Source organism: Echinicola sp. 20G (assembly GCF_015533855.1).
In the GTDB taxonomy this organism is placed as follows: domain Bacteria; phylum Bacteroidota; class Bacteroidia; order Cytophagales; family Cyclobacteriaceae; genus Echinicola.
The window spans coordinates 941,413-959,459 of the sequence record NZ_AP024154.1 but is presented as its reverse complement, the minus strand read 5'-3'; the positions used below and the strand labels follow the sequence as shown (position 1 = coordinate 959,459).

Genomic DNA, 18,047 nt, shown 5'->3' with positions numbered 1-18,047 from the left:
AAAAGCTGAAAAGTGAATTAACAATTAACCAAAAGACCAATGATTATGAAAAAACATTTATACAGCCTTTACAAAGTCGGCAGGTTTTGCTTGATCGGGCTTGTATTGCAGGTATTCTTTCTGGGTACACTGCATGCCAATGGCTTAGAAAGCCAAAGTCCTAAGGACCTGAAGGAAGTAATGGTGTCCCTGAGTTTACAGGATGCCTCCTTGGAAGAACTTTTTTCAGTATTGAAACAAAAAACAGATTTTTCATTTGTCTATGACAAAAGCGTGGTAAACCAAAAACCACCTGTAAGTCTTCAAGCAAAAAATGAGTCACTAGAGAAAATACTATATCAGGTGGCTGCTTCCCATGGGCTTTCTTTTCAGCAGGTAAATGACCGAATCAGCGTCAAATCTGCTCAACAAAATACGCCACAAGTGATCAAGGCAGTAGCCAGGGTAACGATTACTGGAAAGGTAATCGATGAAGACGGTGAGCCACTTCCAGGGGCAGCAGTTACCATTTTAGGTACCAATAAAGGTACGGTAACAGATGCAGACGGAAACTATTCCATTGATGCAGATGAAGGAGCAACACTACAGTTTTCCTTTATAGGATTTGAAAAGAAGCAAGTGGTAGTAGATAATCAAAGTACCATTGATGTGACTTTGGTGTTGGATGATAACTCCCTAGAAGAGGTCGTTGTGGTAGGTTATGGAGAGTTGAAAAAGTCTCATTTGACTGGCGCGGTGGAGACCATTGATGCGTCAGAAATAGAAGACCTTCCTACTGGAGATATCAGTTCTGCATTAGCCGGAAGGGTGCTAGGTGTTGGAGTAAGTGGTGGAAATACGCGTCCAGGTTCTCAGGCTTCTATCCGATTGAGAAATCCAGAATCTTTGGCTAAGGATGGAAACAGTACAGCTCCACTTTATGTCATTGACGGAATCATCCAAATTGCAGCAGATGGAAGCAATGACGCCACAAGGTTTAACAACTTGGATCCAGCGGAAATCGAAAGTATTTCCTTCTTGAAAGATGCTTCTGCTGCCATTTATGGTTCCAGGGGAGCGAATGGAGCCATTATTGTCACTACCAAAAGAGGTGGAGATGGCAAGCCTAGGTTCAGCTATAGTGGCTCATATGGGGTGAATGATGAAGCTTATAGAACCAAGATGCTCAGTGCATATGATTTTGGTATGTACTATAACATCATGAATGGTCCTTACGGCGCTGATGCCAATGCTGACGACAGTGATCGATTTTTCTCCCAGGATGAACTGGACTATTTCAGAACAATCGATTATGATTGGTTGGAGGATGCTTGGTCTTCAGCTTCTACACAGAGACACAACTTGAATGTTAGCGGCGGCACGGCCAAAGCCAGCTATTTTGCCAGTGCTTCTTATTTTACCCAAGATGGTAACCTAAGTACCTTGGACTATGATCGATGGAACTTCAGGGCTGGAGCTGACATTGAAGTAATGGAAAATTTAAAAGCAGGGTTACAAGTAGCTGGTTATTATTCCGACCGAACCAAGACTTTTAATAAAATAGGAGGGGAAAATGATGAGAACGATTACAGAAACCTCTTATTGGCTCCTCGCTATATTCCTCCTTATGTAAATGGTAATGCAGTAAGAATTCCAGGTACAAGTTCCTTGGCCCAATATCATTATTATGAAATTCAGGAATTGAATAACCTGGCTACCAATCGGGACCAGAATATGAGTGTCAATTTATACGCCGAATATGAAATGCCATTCTTGGAAGGCTTAAAAGCAAGGGTCTCCTATGGTAGAAATATGGGGAGTGGAAGAGGTACTCAAGTAGGAACAAGGTATATGCTTTATGAATTTGATCGATTGGGTGAGAATGGCCACATCTATGATGGGGCAGAAGTAAGCTCCAGCCGAGAATATAAAAATGGAGATAGACTTTACTATTCCAATCAAAACTTCCTCTCCACACAGACCAACTTTACCCTGAACTATGCCAATGACTTTGGCTTGCATAGTGTAAGTGGCCTTTTCAGTATAGAGAGGGCTGAAGCGGAGTCTTCTCAGGAAGATGTTTGGAAAGAAGAACCTACCAGTTTTACCAATGGACAATTTAGTACTGCCTTTGGAAATATTGATGGAAGAACTACAGGTTCAGAATCAGGTTCAATGGGTTATGTAGGCAGGCTGAATTACAGCTATGCAGATAAGTATTTAGCGGAATTTTTATTCCGATCAGATGCCTCCACCAAGTTTGCGCCAGAAAATTACTGGGGTAAGTTTTACTCTCTTTCTGCTGGATGGATCATTTCAAAGGAAAACTTCTTCAATTCTTCATGGATTGACTTCTTAAAAGTAAGGTACTCTGCCGGTATGTTGGGTAGAGATGAGATGAGGGCATGGCAGTGGAGACAGCGTTATACTTTCCAAAATGGAAAAGGAGGAGTTTTTGGAGGCAACTCTGATTCATCTACAGGTATGAAGATGGAAGCTTCTCCTAACAGAGATGCCACCTGGAGTGATGAATTTAAAAATAACTTCGGTGTTGACGCAAGATTTTTGGATGAGCGACTATCGGCGGTGGTTGAAGCTTACTACAATAAGGAAACCAATAAGTTGATGGAAAGAACAGGAAATGTACCTGTGACGGTAGGTGGCACGGTGGCTGCCGAGAACTTTGGAGAAATCAATTATTATGGTTTTGAACTTGGCTTAGGCTGGAGTGACAGCAAAGGAGCTTTCAGGTATGGTATTGATATGCGATATGGCAGGGCCAATAACAAAGTTATTGTGGGTAATTTCAATGATGTGGATGAGATGTACCCATGGAGACCAAGTGCAGGTCAGCCGACAGATTTAGGAACTTGGGGTTATGATTACCTAGGGATGTTCAAAACACAATCGGACATTGATGCTTATGTAGAGCAATATGATATCCAACAGGTCTTTGGTACAGTAGCAGATGACTTGAAGCCTGGAATGCTTTATTACAGAGATATCAGGGGGCCATTACAGGCAGATGGTACTTTTGCAGGACCTGATGGCATCATTGATGAGAATGATCAAGTTCAATTGGAGAAACCAAATGCAAGTCAAGGTATTGGTACCACTTTAAAACTAGGCTATAAAGGCTTCAATTTAAATGCGGTGATTTCCACGCAGTGGGGCGGATGGTATGAGTATGACGCTAGAAAAGCTTTGCATCAAAATATTAGCAGAACCTATCAAAGTGTACCAGCTTACTGGGGAGACATCTATGATCCAGACTTGAACCCTAATGGTGAGTTTCCAAATCCATACTGGGGCGATATCAGCTTGACGCCTAGATCAGAATTTTGGAGAATCAATAGTTTCAGAATGTTTATCAGAAACATAAACGTAAGCTATAGCATACCGAAACACATCGCTGATAAGCTTAAGATCAGTAATGCAAGGGCGTTTCTTACCGTGCTAAACCCAGTGAGTTTCTACAATCCTTATGGGTACAAAAGCTCCGTGGGAGGATCTTGGGACAGTTACCCTGTGTTGAGAACCTATTCTTTGGGCCTGAACCTTTCTTTATAAGCTTATTTGAAACCCGAAATATTCGACAGATATGAAAAAGATTAAAAATATATGGAGTTTGGCACTGGTGTTTTTGGTGCTGTCCGCATGTAATGATGATTTCTTGGAAGAGAAATCTGATTTGACAGGGGTGAATGAAGAGGTATTTCAGGATCCAAATATGGCACAAGCCTATGTGGATTATATATACTACCTTTTCTCACCAGGCAATAATGGTAGAAATTTGATTTGGGACCTTTATGGGGGTTTTGAATTCTCCAAGAATACTGATGAGATGCCAGGGAGAAGTGCTATCAATCAAGAGTATGCTCAAATTTCTTATACAGAAGACCATGCCTTGGAGTACTTTGGCGAGCGCATGAGCACCAGCATTAGAAATAATACTTGGACCAGAATGAAGCAGATCAATATTTTCTTGGAAGAAATTGATCAGCATGGTCTGCCAGAAGAAGTAAGAAATGAGCTAAAAGGCCAAATGTATTTTTGGAGAGCTTGGCAGTATTTTGATTTGGTGAAGTTGTACGGTGGGGTACCATTGGTGTTGGAACCTCAGAATCCGATCATTGCTGATGCCGAAGAAACTGAGGTACCAAGAAGTTCTACCAGTGCCTGTATTGAGCAGATTGTGGCAGATTTGGATATGGCGATGGACTTATTGCCTGGAAGATGGCCAAATGAAGACTGGGGACGTATCACCAGTGGAGCAGCAGCAGCTTTCAAAAGCCGTGTGTTGATTGCTTGGGCGAGTCCTTTGTTTAACCGTGCTGATGATCAGTCCAGGTGGCAGAGGGCCTATGATGCAGCCACCGCAGCTAGAAATTTACTGGAATCCAATGGGTTTGGACTTTACATGGAAGGAAACCTTGAAGATGGAGAAGCTTGGGAAAATATGTGGTTTGAAGAAGTGGGCAACCCAGAAGCCGTAATGATTTATGGTTTCAATAACAGTACTTCTGACCAGACAAGAAAAAACAATGGTTGGGAAAATGCCTGCCGCCCAAGAAATCTTGGCGGTGGTGGTAGAATGGAACCTACCATCCAATTGGTGAATTCTTTTCCTATGGCCGACGGAAGACCAATCGGAGAGTCTCCTAATTATGAATATGACCTCAACCATTTTTATAGAAATAGGGATCCGAGGTTTTATAAAACATTTGTTTTCAATGGTGGCTTATGGCCATACCGTGAAGATGAAAATTACAGACATTGGTCTTACAGATGGTACAACAATTCAGGTGATCAAACGCCTAGCAAAACAACAGAGACACAAGGTGCCAATGCCAGTGGCATTTATATGAGAAAGCAGAATAATCCGAATGCTTCGAGTGAGGATAACTTTACCGTTAGTGGTACTGACATCATGGAAATCAGATTTGCTGAAGTGGTGTTGGATATCGCTGAAGCAGCCATAGGTATCGGCAATATTCAAGAAGGATTAAATGCCATCATGGAAATTCGTGAAAGAGCGGGAGTAGAAAATTTAGATGGTACCTATGGATTGGGTAGTGGATTAGGTCGAGACCAGGCTTTTGCGAAGGTATTGGAAGAAAGAAAAGTGGAATTCGCATTCGAGGGAAGAAGGTTTTGGGATTTGAGAAGATGGTTGTTAATGGATGACACTTATGGCACTGCACAACGTTTGGGCCTTGAGTCTATCCATGGCATGAGAAGAATGGGTATTTACGTGGTGGTCAAAGATGGAGCAGGTCAGTCCTACGCAGGCAGTGCAGATCCAATGATCGCAGACGAAGATGGAAATGCCATTGTTATTGACAGGTCTCCAGAGTCTTATCCTGATGGTATAGAGACGGAAGAGGAGTACCTGGATTACTTATATGACAATTACTTTGAGGTGCAGATTAAGGATGATTTGGATCCTACAAATGACAATTGGACCTTCCATTGGTACCCAGAGTATTATTTCTTTGGCCTCAATGAGGACGTGCTTAGTACCTCCCCATATTTACAGCAAACAGTAGGCTGGAACAGTATGAATGGGGATGGCACTTTTGATCCATTGGCAGAATAAAAGAATAATAATGGTTTGATATAAAGAAAGCCTTCCCTCGCCAGAAATTTGGTTTGAAGGGAAGGTTTTTTGCTTTGTGCATTAAGAAACTGAAAGGTGGAGGATTGAAAATTACAAAGAGATGGTCTTTATTACTGATGATAGCATGTTGGGATTCAAGAAAGGATAAGCCAGGTGAGTTTTAATGGTTTCCTATATCTCTTTTGTTGGATTATAAGCCTCCTCCTTAACCACATAACATCCCGGATCATCCTTCTCTTATCCCAGTCCAGTTTGATGTATAGTGATGGTCAAATGATTAAATAATAAATTGATGTCATACACTCAAACCGTGTTTTACAACTATAAAATTACCGTAACCAAAATGATCAAAGGATTATTAACAATAGCCTTGGGCTTGGCAACAGTATCGACAGCCTTTGCCCAATATCCAAAAGTACCTGCAGAAGCCAGGGCAAAATCAGACTCTATCATGTCTGCCAATCAAAAGCTATCCGATGCAGCATGGGAAGAAGCCTGGCCAATAGTGTTGGCCGAAATGGAAGCTGGCAAACCTTATGTTCCCTGGGCTTTTAGACCGACAGATTTGCCTCAGGCAGCTATCCCCGCATTTCCAGGAGCAGAAGGAGGTGGGATGTACAGCTTTGGTGGACGTGGAGGAAAGGTCATCACAGTGACCAGTTTAGATGATAGAGGACCAGGTACGTTCAGGGAAGCCTGCGAAACTGGAGGAGCCAGAATCATTGTCTTCAATGTAGCTGGGATTATTCGCTTGAAATCCCCTTTGATCATCAGGGCTCCTTATGTGACCATTGCAGGGCAGACAGCTCCCGGAGATGGCGTTTGCGTGGCTGGAGAGTCTGTATGGGTCGATACCCATGATGTAGTGATCAGACATATGCGCTTCAGGAGAGGAGAAACTTTTGTAGGTCGGAGAGATGACGCGATTGGTGGCAATCCGGTAGGGAATATCATGATCGACCATGTTTCAGCAAGCTGGGGTTTGGATGAAAACATGTCCATTTACCGACATATGTACAGTCCGGGTGGGGACTATAAAGAAGAAAAAAGAGGGACAGTGAACATCACTATCCAAAACAGTATTTTCTCTGAAGCTTTAGATACTTATAATCATTCTTTAGGGAGTACTCTAGGAGGTGAAAACTGTTCTTTTATGAGGAATCTCTGGGCCAATAATGCCGGAAGAAACCCTTCTATTGGCTGGAATGGGATTTTTAATTTTGTGAACAATGTGGTGTTCAACTGGAGCCATAGAACCACAGATGGTGGGGATTATATGGCCAAGTATAATATTGTGAGCAACTATTACAAGCCAGGGCCCATAACCCCGAAAGATGAACCTATTGCTTACCGAATTTTGCGACCTGATGCGGTGCTTTCCCGGTTGGATACACTTGTGTGGGGAAGGGCGCATATCACAGGAAATGTGGTAGAAGGCTTTGACCAAGTATCAGCCAATAATTGGGAAGGTGGCGTACAGTTGAATGGAAAAAAAGGAGAGATGAGTTTGGAAGATGCCAAGTATTATTTCCCCAGAATCAAATCCAATACACCTTTCCCTATGCCTGAAATGACCATTTTGCCAGCAGAAAAGGCCTATGCTTATGTGTTGGAAAATGCCGGTGCGACTTTACCCAAAAGAGATCCGGTAGATGAAAGGGTGATTCGAACTGTCAAAACAGGTAAGCCAGAATATGTCAAGGGACTCAACCCAGAAGATTATTACCAGTTTGAACACAGGAGATTACCAAGGGATGCCTATAAAATGGGCATTATCACAGATATTTCCCAAGTAGGTGGCTATCCTGAATACAAAGGTAAACCATACACAGATACTGATGGCGATGGCATGCCAGATGCTTGGGAGAAAAAGCATGGTTTGGATCCAAATGATCCGTCAGATGCAAATGGCGACCTCAATCATGATGGCTATACCAATATTGAAATGTACATCAATGGTATTGATCCATCTGTCCAAACAAACTGGAGGGACTTGGCCAATAACCATGATACCTTATCGGAAAATGGATTAGGTAAATAAAATACTTTAGAAGAGGCTTCGAAGAGTTGATTTTCCCGATTGGGAAGATGAGCTTGTCGAAGCCTTTTCTATTTAACTTACTCTAGGGCTTCAAAAGAGAAATTGGGTAAATTTCGATCCCATCGAAGGCTGACACTTTTGGGATTGAACGGCGCATACGGTTCAAAAAATCAATAAGAAAAATATCCTTGGCTTACTTTTTAATGATGAGAGGGATCACAGGATTTTTTTGAAAAGCAACTCCTACCCATTCCTCTGGATTTATATTTTCTCCAACCAAAACATATCCCACTTCGGAAGACTGAAATCCCTATTCGACCTGCTAAAAGGACTTTCAGCAGGATAGTTCAGGAAGGTTCTCTACCTTTAGTAACTAACTTTACATAAGCAATTTAAGGTGAGTCCCAGGCTATATGCGCAATCAGCCTGAGGACTTACTTTAAGGCTTTAGAAATTAACAATGAAGGCTGGAATAATTTTACAGCTCCATAGAACCTAAATTAACTGACCATGTTTTCGAACAAGAAGTCACTGTGGCAAAAGCGGTTGGGACTTGGAATACTTACCGTCTTTTTAAGTCTCCAAGCCTTTGCCCAATATCCTGAAATACCCCCTGCTATGCAGGCCAAAACAGACTCAATCATGGCTTTGGAAGAAGCCAGGTTAGAGGCAGTTTGGAAAGATATTTACCCAACCATCCAAAAGGAAGCGAGCCAAGGTAGACCCTATTTGCGCTGGGCTTCTTATCCCAAAGATTTTATGAAAGCAGATATCCCTGCTTTTCCTGGTGCAGAAGGGGGAGGGGCTTATACTCCTGGAGGTAGAGGAGGAAAAGTGTATGTGGTGACCAGCCTTGCGGACAGTGGACCCGGTACGCTCCGGGAAGCCTGTGAAGCAGGAGGAGCGAGAACCATTGTGTTTAATGTAGCTGGAATCATCCAATTGGAAAAACCAATCAGTGTCAGGGCTCCCTATGTGACCATCGCAGGACAGACAGCACCTGGAGATGGGGTTTGTGTGGCTGGAGAGACTTTTGCGGTGGATACCCATGATGTTATCATCCGTCACATGCGCTTCCGAAGAGGAGCCACAGATGTAACCAGAAGAGATGATGCCTTAAGCGGTGATCCTATGGGCAATGTAATCATTGATCATTGTTCCGTGAGTTGGGGTTTGGATGAAAATATTTCCATGTACCGAAATATGTTTACAGCCAATGAAAACTCCAAAAGAGAGAAATTACCGACGACCAACATTACCATTCAAAATACCATTTCCTCTGAAGGCTTGGACACCTATAACCATGCTTTTGGGAGTACAATAGGAGGTTTGAACAGTACTTTCATCAGAAATCTTTGGGCCAATAATATTTCCAGAAACCCCTCAGTGGGAATGTACGGGGATTTCACTTTTGTGAACAATGTGCTCTTCAATTGGTGGAACCGCTCAGTGGATGGGGGAGATTATCGTTCCCTTTTTAACATCATCAACAATTATTACAAGCCAGGGCCGATTACCCCAGAAGGAGAGCCGATCAGTTACAGGATTATCAAGCCGGAATCTGGCTATTTGGATCCGAAGACTTTTGGGCGGGCCTATGTTGAAGGCAATTTTGTAGAGGGAAACCCTACTGTATCTGCAGACAACTGGAACGGAGGCGTACAGCCTGGGGACCTAAGCCAGGAAGAGCGTGAGGTACACTTTGCCTATATGCGTCAAACCAAACCCTTTGAGATGGCTCCACTAAGTATCATGTCAGCCAAGGAAGCTTATGATTTCGTGCTGGAAAATGCAGGAGCTGTTTTGCCTAAGAGAGACGCTGTGGATCAGAGGATAGTCCAGCAGGTAAGAACTGGAGAAATCAATGCGAAAGAAGGTTTGGAGGTGGAAATTGGCCAAGAGTTTATCCACCGAAGACTTCCGGCAGATTCTTACAAAAAAGGAATTATCATGCACCCTGATCAGGTAGGAGGCTATCCTGAATACCAAGGAAAAGCCTACCAAGAGAGTGATGGTGACGGAATTCCGGATGCATGGGAAATAAAGTATGGATTAGACCCCAATGATCCTTCGGACGCCAATAGAGACCTCAATGGGGATGGATATACCAATTTGGAAAAGTACCTCAACGGAATTGACCCAAGCAATAAAGTAGATTGGACGAAATGGGAAAATAATAAGGATACTTTGCTGGAGTTGGCCAAAAGGGAAGGCGGATTATTGCAGCAATAGCGAGTTTTACTCAGCAGATGTCATTCTTAATTTAGGAGTTGAATTGAGTATTCCCTCGTGAATAATAATGGGAAAATCGAAATTAAAAAAAGAGCAACAATGAAAAATAACATAAAATCCCTATTTGTAACCACATTGATCATGGTAGGCATCATCAGTTTTACCCATGCCCAAAACTTTGATTCTGAATACGTCAAAGTAACCAATGAGCGGGCGCGAAAGATCGTGGATAATATGGGCATTCAAAGCCCAGAGAAAGCGGATAAAGTGACTGGCTATATTGCAGCGCAATACAGGAACCTCAGCCTGATTCATGATGAGCGTGATAAAAAGATCGAGGCCGCCAAAGAAAATCTTGAGGGAGAAAAACAGCAAAAGCAAATTCAGAAAGCGGAGAAAAAAGCCAGTAAATCCATGGATAAGCTGCACAAAAAATACCTTGCCCAATTGTCCTCTGAATTGACGGATGAACAGGTAGAGGCGGTAAAAAATGGAATGACCTATAATGTGGCACCTAATACTTTTAAGGTTTATCAAGAAATGGTGCCCAACTTGACCACAGAGCAGCAGGACAAAATATGGGATTGGCTAGCAGAGGCCAGAGAACATGCGATGGATGCAGGTTCCTCCCATGCAAAACATGCTTGGTTCGGAAAGTATAAAGGAAGGATCAATAATTACCTTTCGGATTTGGGAGTTGACTTGAAGCAAGCAGAAAAAGAAATGTTTGAACGGAAAAAGGCAGCAAGCAATCAGTAAAGGAAAGAAATATGTTAATACATAGTTATATGGGGTTTAATTTTCAAAGTTCGGGGAAGTTTGTTTTCCCGAATTTTGTTGTATTCACCTTATTGATTTTTTGGAGTCAGGTGGTGTTTGGCCGGCAGGATGAAAACCCAATTAATTATAAAGACGGAAAGCTTCATTATGAAATAGCTGAAAATGGTGATCGGATTCCTGACTTTTCTTATTGTGGTTACAAAGCCAGTGAAAAGGAGATTCCTTTAGTTCCTGTAAAAATGGTCATTTCCCCCGGAAAAGGTGATTTTACTCAAAAGATTCAATCTGCTTTGGACTATGTGGGCCAGTTGCCGATTGATGAAAATGGCTTTAGAGGGGCTGTTTTATTGGAAGAAGGGCTTTTTGAAGTAGCTGGACAACTACAGATCAACCAATCTGGAGTGATCTTAAGGGGAAGCGGTACAGGTGAGAATGGGACTGTGTTGTTGGGGACCGGCAAGACCAGGGAAACCCTTATTCGACTTTTGGGCAAAGATGACAGGATTTTTGGAGATACCTTGAAAATAAAGAATTCCTATGTGCCCATAAATGCATCTGAAATGGCGGTGGAGGGGAATGTCCAGTCAGGGAGTGCTGTTATGGTGGTCAGGCCATCTACCCTGGAATGGATCGACGAATTGAAGATGAATGAATTTGGTGGCGAAACAGGTTGGATCGGATGGAGGCCCGGAGGGCACAACCTGTATTGGGACAGAATAGTGGAAAACAGCGCGGATGGTAAATTGAGATTAGATGTTCCAATCACCAATAGCCTGGACCAAAAGTACGGAGGGGGATATTTGGTAACCTATCAGTGGCCTGGGCGAATTGAAAATGTGGGGATAGAAAATTTGACCTTGCAATCCACTTTTGACGAAGTAAATACAAAGGACGAGGATCACCGTTGGTCTGCGATTTCCTTGGAGAGTATTCAAGATGCTTGGGTTAGACAGGTCAATTTTCGTCATTTTGCTGGCTCTGCTGTAGCAATATATAAAACTGGTAGAAGGGTAACGGTAGAAGATTGCCAATCATTTGACCCTGTTTCTGAGGTAGCAGGAGCACGCCGTAACACCTTTTTTACAGAAGGGCAACAGACGCTTTTTCAGCGTTGTTATTCGGAGTATGGTTATCATGACTTCAGTACTGGATTAGCTGTAGCGGGTCCCAATGCTTTTGTCCAATGCAAGGCATACTTGCCATTTAGCTTTAGCGGAGCGCAGCAAGGGTGGGCTTCTGGAGTACTTTTTGACATTGTGAGAATAGATGGAGAGGCGATTGCGCTGAGCAACAGGATGCAAGCTGGCCAAGGTGCTGGATGGACTGCCGCCAACAGCGTGCTCTGGCAGTGCGATGCATCACTGATCAAAAATTACAGCCCTCCTACTGCCCAAAATTGGGCATTTGGCGCTTGGGCACAATTTGAAGGGGATGGGCACTGGGTCGAGACCAATAACCACGTCAATCCGAGAAGTTTATTTTATGCGCAATTGAAAGACCGCTTGGGTGAATTGCCTATGGATCCACAGCTTTTGCCTTTGGGGACAGAACCAAGTACCAGCCCAACTTTGGAGCAAGCGAGAGAATTAACAGTATTGGCCAGAGAAGACTTGCTTACCATGGAGCAATGGATCAGTCAAGCTTCTGAACGAAACCCTATCTCCTTGATTACGGATGGGGCTAATCGGTACGAATCACTGGATATTGAACCCGTTAATCTAGAAAAGCAACTTGCTCCAAGGGTAAAGATAGACAATGGACTTTTGACTTGGGATGGAAAGCTTATTACAGGAAAAGCCCAAAATGTACAATGGTGGAGGGGGAGTTTGCGGCCTAGAGACATTGCCTCTTCCCAAATACATGTGACCCGATTTGTGCCTGGCAGGTATGGAAAAGGATATACGGATTTGATCCCTGAGGTGGTGCAGTCAATGAAAGAAAGTGGAGCGGTGGCTTTAGATCACAATTATGGCCTTTGGTACGACCGAAGGAGGGATGATCACGAGCGGGTACGAAGGATAGACCCTGACGTTTGGCCTCCTTTTTATGAACAGCCTTTCGCCAGAAGTGGAAAGGGAGAAGCTTGGGACCGGCTAAGTAAGTATGATTTGACGAAGTACAGTTATTTTTATTGGAGCAGGTTGGCTGAGTTTGCAGATTTGGCAGAGCAAGAAGGCATTCTGCTACTGCACCAAAACTATTTTCAACACAATATTCTCGAAGCAGGAGCTCACTGGGCAGATTCTCCTTGGCGCCCTGCCAATAATATCAACCAAACAGGTTTTCCCGAACCACCTCCCTATGCAGGGGACAAGCGGATTTTTCTGGATGAACAGTTTTATGACATTAGCCATGAAAGTAGAAGGGAGCTCCATAGAAAATTCATCTGGCAATGTCTGAATAATTTTGCGGACAACAGCAATGTCTTGCAGTTTACCAGTGCAGAATATACAGGGCCTCTACACTTTATGGAGTTTTGGCTGGATGTGGTTGCAGAGTGGGAAAAAACTACCGGAAAAGATGCATTGATTGCTTTGAGTGCAACCAAGGATGTTCAGGATTCAATTTTGGCTGACCCCATCAGAAGTAAATTGGTGGAGGTGATTGATATCCGTTATTGGCATCCCGCAGAGGACGGAGATTATACGCCTTTAGGAGGCAAGCACATGGCTCCCAGACAGCATGCACGAAAAATGGAACAAGGCAAAGAGACTCCTGAAGCCGTTTATGAGGGCGTTATGAGGTACCGGAAACAATTTCCTGAAAAGGCGGTAATTTACTCCACACCTGCTGGAAGCAGGATGGGATGGGTTGTGCTTTTTGCCGGAGGCTCCTTGCCTAATTTGCCCACAGTCCAACATATAGACTGGAAAGAAAGTCTTGGGACTATGAAGCCTTTGTCAGCAAGTGCCATTCAAAAAATTATGGCCAATGATGATGGAGAAATACTGATCTATAGTAAAACCGACAATGTAGAAATTGACTTATCCAAGCTAAAAGGAAAAGTTGAAGCTTTGATCATTCAACCCCGCACCGGATCAATTATACATACCGAAAAAGTAAAAACCGGACAGCGGCAAACAATTCAAATGCCTAGTGAAGGGGAGTGGGTGATTTGGGTTAAAAGGTGACAAATAACTGGATTTGGTTTATTCCCTTTAGAATTTAAGTTACCCCGTAACAAAATAAGCAACAATTAACTATGAAACGCAACATAACACTCAGCATTACAACCCTTTTATTGGGCCTTTTGATGGCCTGCCAGGGACAAAAAGAAGAGCAAACCACGGCTGCAAAACCAGCTGAAGGTCCCAAAGGCCTTCCCTTTTTAAAAGTGTCAGATAATGACCGTTATTTTGTCACCACGAGTGGCGAGCCTTTTTTTTGGTTGGGCGATACGGGATGGCTACTGTTCAATAAGTTGAAACGCGAGGAAGCGCTACAATATTTGGATGACCGAAAAGCAAAGGGGTTTAATGTGATTCAGGTGATGACTTTACATACCCTTGGTGCAGTAAATGCCTATGGAGACAGTGCATTGGTCCATCAAAATGTGGCTACACCCTTGACAACACCTGGAAGTGAGCCCTCGGACACTACAGCGTATGATTTTTGGGACCATATTGATTTTGTCGTGAGAGAGGCAGAAAAAAGGGATATCTATATGGCCATGGTTCCTGTATGGGGGACGAATGTGAAAGATGGCGGAGTAAGCGCGGAAGAAGCAGCGCAATATGCCAAATTCTTGACCTTGCGTTACAAGGACAGGCCCAACGTCATCTGGCTGAATGGTGGGGACACTTTTGGAAATGAATATACCGATGTGTGGAATGCCATTGGTGAAACTCTGGATAAAAATGATAAAAACCATCTGATCACCTTTCATCCAAGGGGTAGAATGCAGTCTTCCGACTGGTTTGCACAGGCACCATGGATGGACTTTCATATGTTCCAGTCCGGGCACCGTCGATATGACCAAGATGATACTGAGAGAGCTTATGGGGAAGACAACTGGAAGTATGTTGAGGCGGACTACCAATTGGAGCGTAAGATGCCAACAGTGGATGGAGAGCCATCCTATGAAGGAATTCCTGAGGGGCTTCATGATCCAGAAGAAGGGTTTTGGCAAGCTGAAGATGCGAGAAGGTATGCATATTGGGCCGTGTTTTCTGGAGCGGCAGGGCATACTTATGGACATAGTGCTGTAATGCAAATGCACCGCCCAGAGGATGGTGAAGTAGGTGCCTATGGGAATAAAAAGTTATGGACAGAAGCTATCAATGACCCGGGAGCCAAGCAAATGCATTATTTGAAAGACCTGATTTTACAATTTCCATACTTGGAGCGAATACCAGATCAGTCCTTGATTGCCAATCAAGGGGAAAAGCATGATCATTTGGCTGCAACAAGAGGAGAGGATTATGCCTTGATTTATACTTACACTGGAAGACCCATCGCCGTGAATATGGAAGTGATCCAAGGAAATACAGTAAAGGCAAGTTGGTTTAACCCTCGCAGTGGGAAGATGTCTGACCTTGGGGAGGTGGAAGCCAAAGGTGTTCAGGAGTTCAAACCAGACGGGAAGGTGCAGGATGGAAACGATTGGGTTTTGGTGCTAAATTACAAGTAATGATAAGTCGTACTGGTCTAAAGATAGAGTGCAATTATAAGCCTACTCTTTAACTAGAACCCACGATTATGAGTTAAAAATAATGGTTCGAAGCAATGTGCTGCTAAGTAGAGATTGCTTAGTCGTTTGCTCATTACTATGAAGAACTAAGGAGGGAAATTGTTTCGGATTTATAATCCCAAAACTCCGGAAGAGGATCATTTCCAATTCCCTCCATGATTCAAAATAACCTATGAAAAAATACATCACGTTACTATTTGCCTTTAACCTTCTATTATTTGGTCATGCATTTTCAGCGATTGAATCAGGCTGGATCAATATTTTGGAAGTAGGTGGAAATAACAAAGGCCAACTCTGCACACAAGCCATTCAAAGCGCCATTGACAAGGCAGCAGAAGCTGGTGGCGGCACACTTTTTTTCCCCGCAGGAGATTACCTGACGGGCGCCATACATCTTAAAAGCAATACCACCCTACATCTGGATGCTGGGGCTGTGTTAAAGTTTTCCACTGATTTTGATCATTATTTGCCTTTTGTGCAAATGCGATGGGAAGGAACGGTTATGAATAATTTTTCTCCCTTGATCTATGCCTATGAAGCAGAAAACATTACGATCACTGGTCGGGGAAAAATAGATGGTCAAGGAAAAGATTGGTGGATGGAAATGTATCGTATCCACGAGGCAGATCAAAAAACATTAAAGGAAAGCAAATACCAGAAAATGTGGACTGAGGCCAATGAAGGGCTAAAGACAGCTGATTATTATCAGAAAACCATGGGGCTAAAGTTTTTCAGGCCTCCTCTGATCCAACCTTTTAGATGCAAGAATGTTCGCATTGAAGGAGTGACCATTGTCAATTCTCCTTTTTGGACAGTTAATCCCGCATTTTGTGATAATGTGACCATCACTGGAGTAACCATTGAAAACCCTCCATCTCCCAACACAGATGGGATCAATCCCACTTCTTGTAGAAATGTCCATATCTCAGATTGTCATATCAGCGTGGGAGATGATTGTATTACAATCAAGTCCGGAAGGGATTTCGATGGCCGTAAGTGGGATACACCAACTGAGAATGTGACTATTACCAATTGTACAATGCTGAGTGGTCATGGAGGAGTGGTCATAGGGAGTGAAATATCAGGTAGTATCCGTAAAGTGACCATTTCAAATTGTGTGTTTGATGGAACGGACAGAGGGATCCGGCTTAAAGCAGCAAGAGGTCGCGGAGGCGTGGTAGAAGAAATAAGGATAGACAATATTGTGATGAAAGACATCCAACTGGAGGCCATTGTAATGAACCTTTTCTACGACAAAAACACCAAAGAAGGTCCTGTAACAGAGGAAACTCCTTCTTTCAGAAACATTCATATCTCCAATGTTACTGGGTCCAATGTCAATGTTGCCGGCAAGGTATTGGGCATTCCTGAAATGCCAATCGACCAGATAAGCTTTTCAAATATAAACATGAATGCCAAGGAAGGTTTATCCATTAAGACGGCTACACATGTGGAACTGCATGATGTGGAGATTTCAACAGAATTAGGGCCATCTGTTCAATTGGAAGCTGTGGAGGGGCTCCTTGTAGACAATGTAAAAAGCCGTCAACCACTTCCTGACCGTCCTGTGCTGGAACTCCAAAATGTCAGCAATGCACTGATCACCAATAATTTTCCGATGGTTCATACCAATAGTTATTTGAATATAAAAGGAGAAGAAAGTAAGCATATTTTTATCCAAAACAACCAATGGTACCATGTGCAGAAACCTGTGGTAATAGGTGAAGAAGTCAAAGGAATTATAAAACAAGAGGCTGATGAATAGTAGAAAAGTAAATAGCCGAACCCTCTTATTGCTACTATGGACAATTACCATTTTTATAAGCTGTAAAAGTGAAAAGGAGTATTATATTTTTACCTCTTTCAGAGAGCCTGCAGATGAAGGACTTTATTTAGCTTATAGTGAAGATGGTTATCATTGGGAGGACTTGGGAGGCCCTTATCTTCCACCAGCTGTTGGAAAAAGCCAGATCATGCGAGACCCTTCTGTTGTCAAAGGACCAGAAGATACTTACCATATGGTTTGGACAACTGATTGGAAAGGTGGAAATGGATTCGGATACGCCAGCACTAAGGATTTTGTTCATTGGTCTAATCAAGAGTTTATTCCCGTGATGGCACATGAGCCAGAAGTGGTCAATGTGTGGGCACCAGAAATATTTTATGATGATGAGGAAGATCAGTACATCATTATTTGGGCTTCCACCATTCCTTTTCGATTTGAGAAGGGGGAAGAAGAAGAGCGTAACAACCACCGCATGTATTACACGACGACCAAGGATTTTAAGGAATTTAGCCCTACCAAACTTTTTTTGGAACCTGGATTCAGCGTCATAGATGCGGTGATCGTAAAGCGCGCATCAAATGATTATGTTTTGGTCTTAAAGGATAACACCCGACCTAACAGAAATATTAAAGTGGCATTTGGTGAGTCCCCAGTAGGACCTTGGGAAAATATTTCCGAGCCTTTTTCAGATTTTCTTACGGAAGGACCAACGGTACTTCATCATGGCGACCAATGGTTGATTTATTTTGACAGCTATGGAGCAAAAACCTACCAGGCAGTAAGCACTAATGATTTTATGTCTTTCAGCAATATAGACGAAAAAATCAGCCTGCCCGAAGGTCACAAGCATGGCACTATCAGTACCATTTCAGAAGAAATTTTGAATGAACTAAAGGATGAAGCGAAAAAGAAATAACAG

At 43.0% G+C, this 18,047-nt stretch carries 9 protein-coding genes; all 9 read left to right on the top strand.

What is annotated here, in order from left to right:
- Nucleotides 1-45 precede the first annotated feature (45 nt).
- The 9 genes from JL001_RS04230 to JL001_RS04190 all read left to right on the top strand — a co-directional run bounded on the left by JL001_RS04230 (nucleotide 46) and on the right by JL001_RS04190 (nucleotide 18,044).
- A complete protein-coding gene (locus tag JL001_RS04230) occupies nucleotides 46-3,549 on the top strand; it encodes a TonB-dependent receptor (protein ID WP_200974916.1) in 3,504 nt (1,167 codons plus the stop codon).
- 31 nt (nucleotides 3,550-3,580) lie between these two features.
- Nucleotides 3,581-5,578, top strand: a complete 1,998-nt coding sequence (locus JL001_RS04225; RefSeq protein WP_200974915.1) for a RagB/SusD family nutrient uptake outer membrane protein — start codon at nucleotides 3,581-3,583, stop codon at nucleotides 5,576-5,578.
- A 364-nt stretch (nucleotides 5,579-5,942) separates the two neighbouring features.
- Nucleotides 5,943-7,640 carry a polysaccharide lyase gene (locus JL001_RS04220; RefSeq protein WP_200980293.1) on the top strand — a complete coding sequence of 566 codons (1,698 nt, stop codon included), beginning with the start codon at nucleotides 5,943-5,945 and terminating at the stop codon, nucleotides 7,638-7,640.
- A 510-nt stretch (nucleotides 7,641-8,150) separates the two neighbouring features.
- Complete coding sequence (locus JL001_RS04215) at nucleotides 8,151-9,872, top strand: polysaccharide lyase (protein WP_200974914.1); 1,722 nt, start codon at nucleotides 8,151-8,153, stop codon at nucleotides 9,870-9,872.
- 99 nt (nucleotides 9,873-9,971) lie between these two features.
- Nucleotides 9,972-10,631 carry a DUF3826 domain-containing protein gene (locus JL001_RS04210; protein ID WP_200974913.1) on the top strand — a complete coding sequence of 220 codons (660 nt, stop codon included), beginning with the start codon at nucleotides 9,972-9,974 and terminating at the stop codon, nucleotides 10,629-10,631.
- Nucleotides 10,632-10,660: 29 nt separating this feature from the next.
- Complete coding sequence (locus JL001_RS04205; RefSeq protein ID WP_200974912.1) at nucleotides 10,661-13,783, top strand: DUF6298 domain-containing protein; 3,123 nt, start codon at nucleotides 10,661-10,663, stop codon at nucleotides 13,781-13,783.
- A gap of 71 nt (nucleotides 13,784-13,854) precedes the next feature.
- A complete protein-coding gene (locus tag JL001_RS04200) occupies nucleotides 13,855-15,282 on the top strand; it encodes a glycoside hydrolase family 140 protein (protein ID WP_200974911.1) in 1,428 nt (475 codons plus the stop codon).
- 232 nt (nucleotides 15,283-15,514) lie between these two features.
- Entirely contained in the window at nucleotides 15,515-17,107 is a 1,593-nt protein-coding gene (locus tag JL001_RS04195; protein ID WP_200974910.1) for a glycoside hydrolase family 28 protein, read from the top strand.
- Entirely contained in the window at nucleotides 17,100-18,044 is a 945-nt protein-coding gene (locus JL001_RS04190; protein WP_200974909.1) for a glycoside hydrolase family 43 protein, read from the top strand. Before JL001_RS04195 ends, JL001_RS04190 begins: the two co-directional genes overlap by 8 nt.
- Nucleotides 18,045-18,047 lie beyond the last annotated feature (3 nt).

Bases quoted from the DNA above. Each gene is read 5' to 3' on its own strand.
- JL001_RS04230 (WP_200974916.1), top strand. From the start codon at position 46: ATGAAAAAACATTTATACAGCCTTTACAAAGTCGGCAGGTTTTGCTTG.
- JL001_RS04220 (WP_200980293.1), top strand. From the start codon at position 5,943: ATGATCAAAGGATTATTAACAATAGCCTTGGGCTTGGCAACAGTATCG.
- JL001_RS04190 (WP_200974909.1), top strand. From the start codon at position 17,100: ATGAATAGTAGAAAAGTAAATAGCCGAACCCTCTTATTGCTACTATGG.
- JL001_RS04210 (WP_200974913.1), top strand. From the start codon at position 9,972: ATGAAAAATAACATAAAATCCCTATTTGTAACCACATTGATCATGGTA.
- JL001_RS04225 (WP_200974915.1), top strand. From the start codon at position 3,581: ATGAAAAAGATTAAAAATATATGGAGTTTGGCACTGGTGTTTTTGGTG.
- JL001_RS04215 (WP_200974914.1), top strand. From the start codon at position 8,151: ATGTTTTCGAACAAGAAGTCACTGTGGCAAAAGCGGTTGGGACTTGGA.
- JL001_RS04195 (WP_200974910.1), top strand. From the start codon at position 15,515: ATGAAAAAATACATCACGTTACTATTTGCCTTTAACCTTCTATTATTT.
- JL001_RS04205 (WP_200974912.1), top strand. From the start codon at position 10,661: ATGGGGTTTAATTTTCAAAGTTCGGGGAAGTTTGTTTTCCCGAATTTT.
- JL001_RS04200 (WP_200974911.1), top strand. From the start codon at position 13,855: ATGAAACGCAACATAACACTCAGCATTACAACCCTTTTATTGGGCCTT.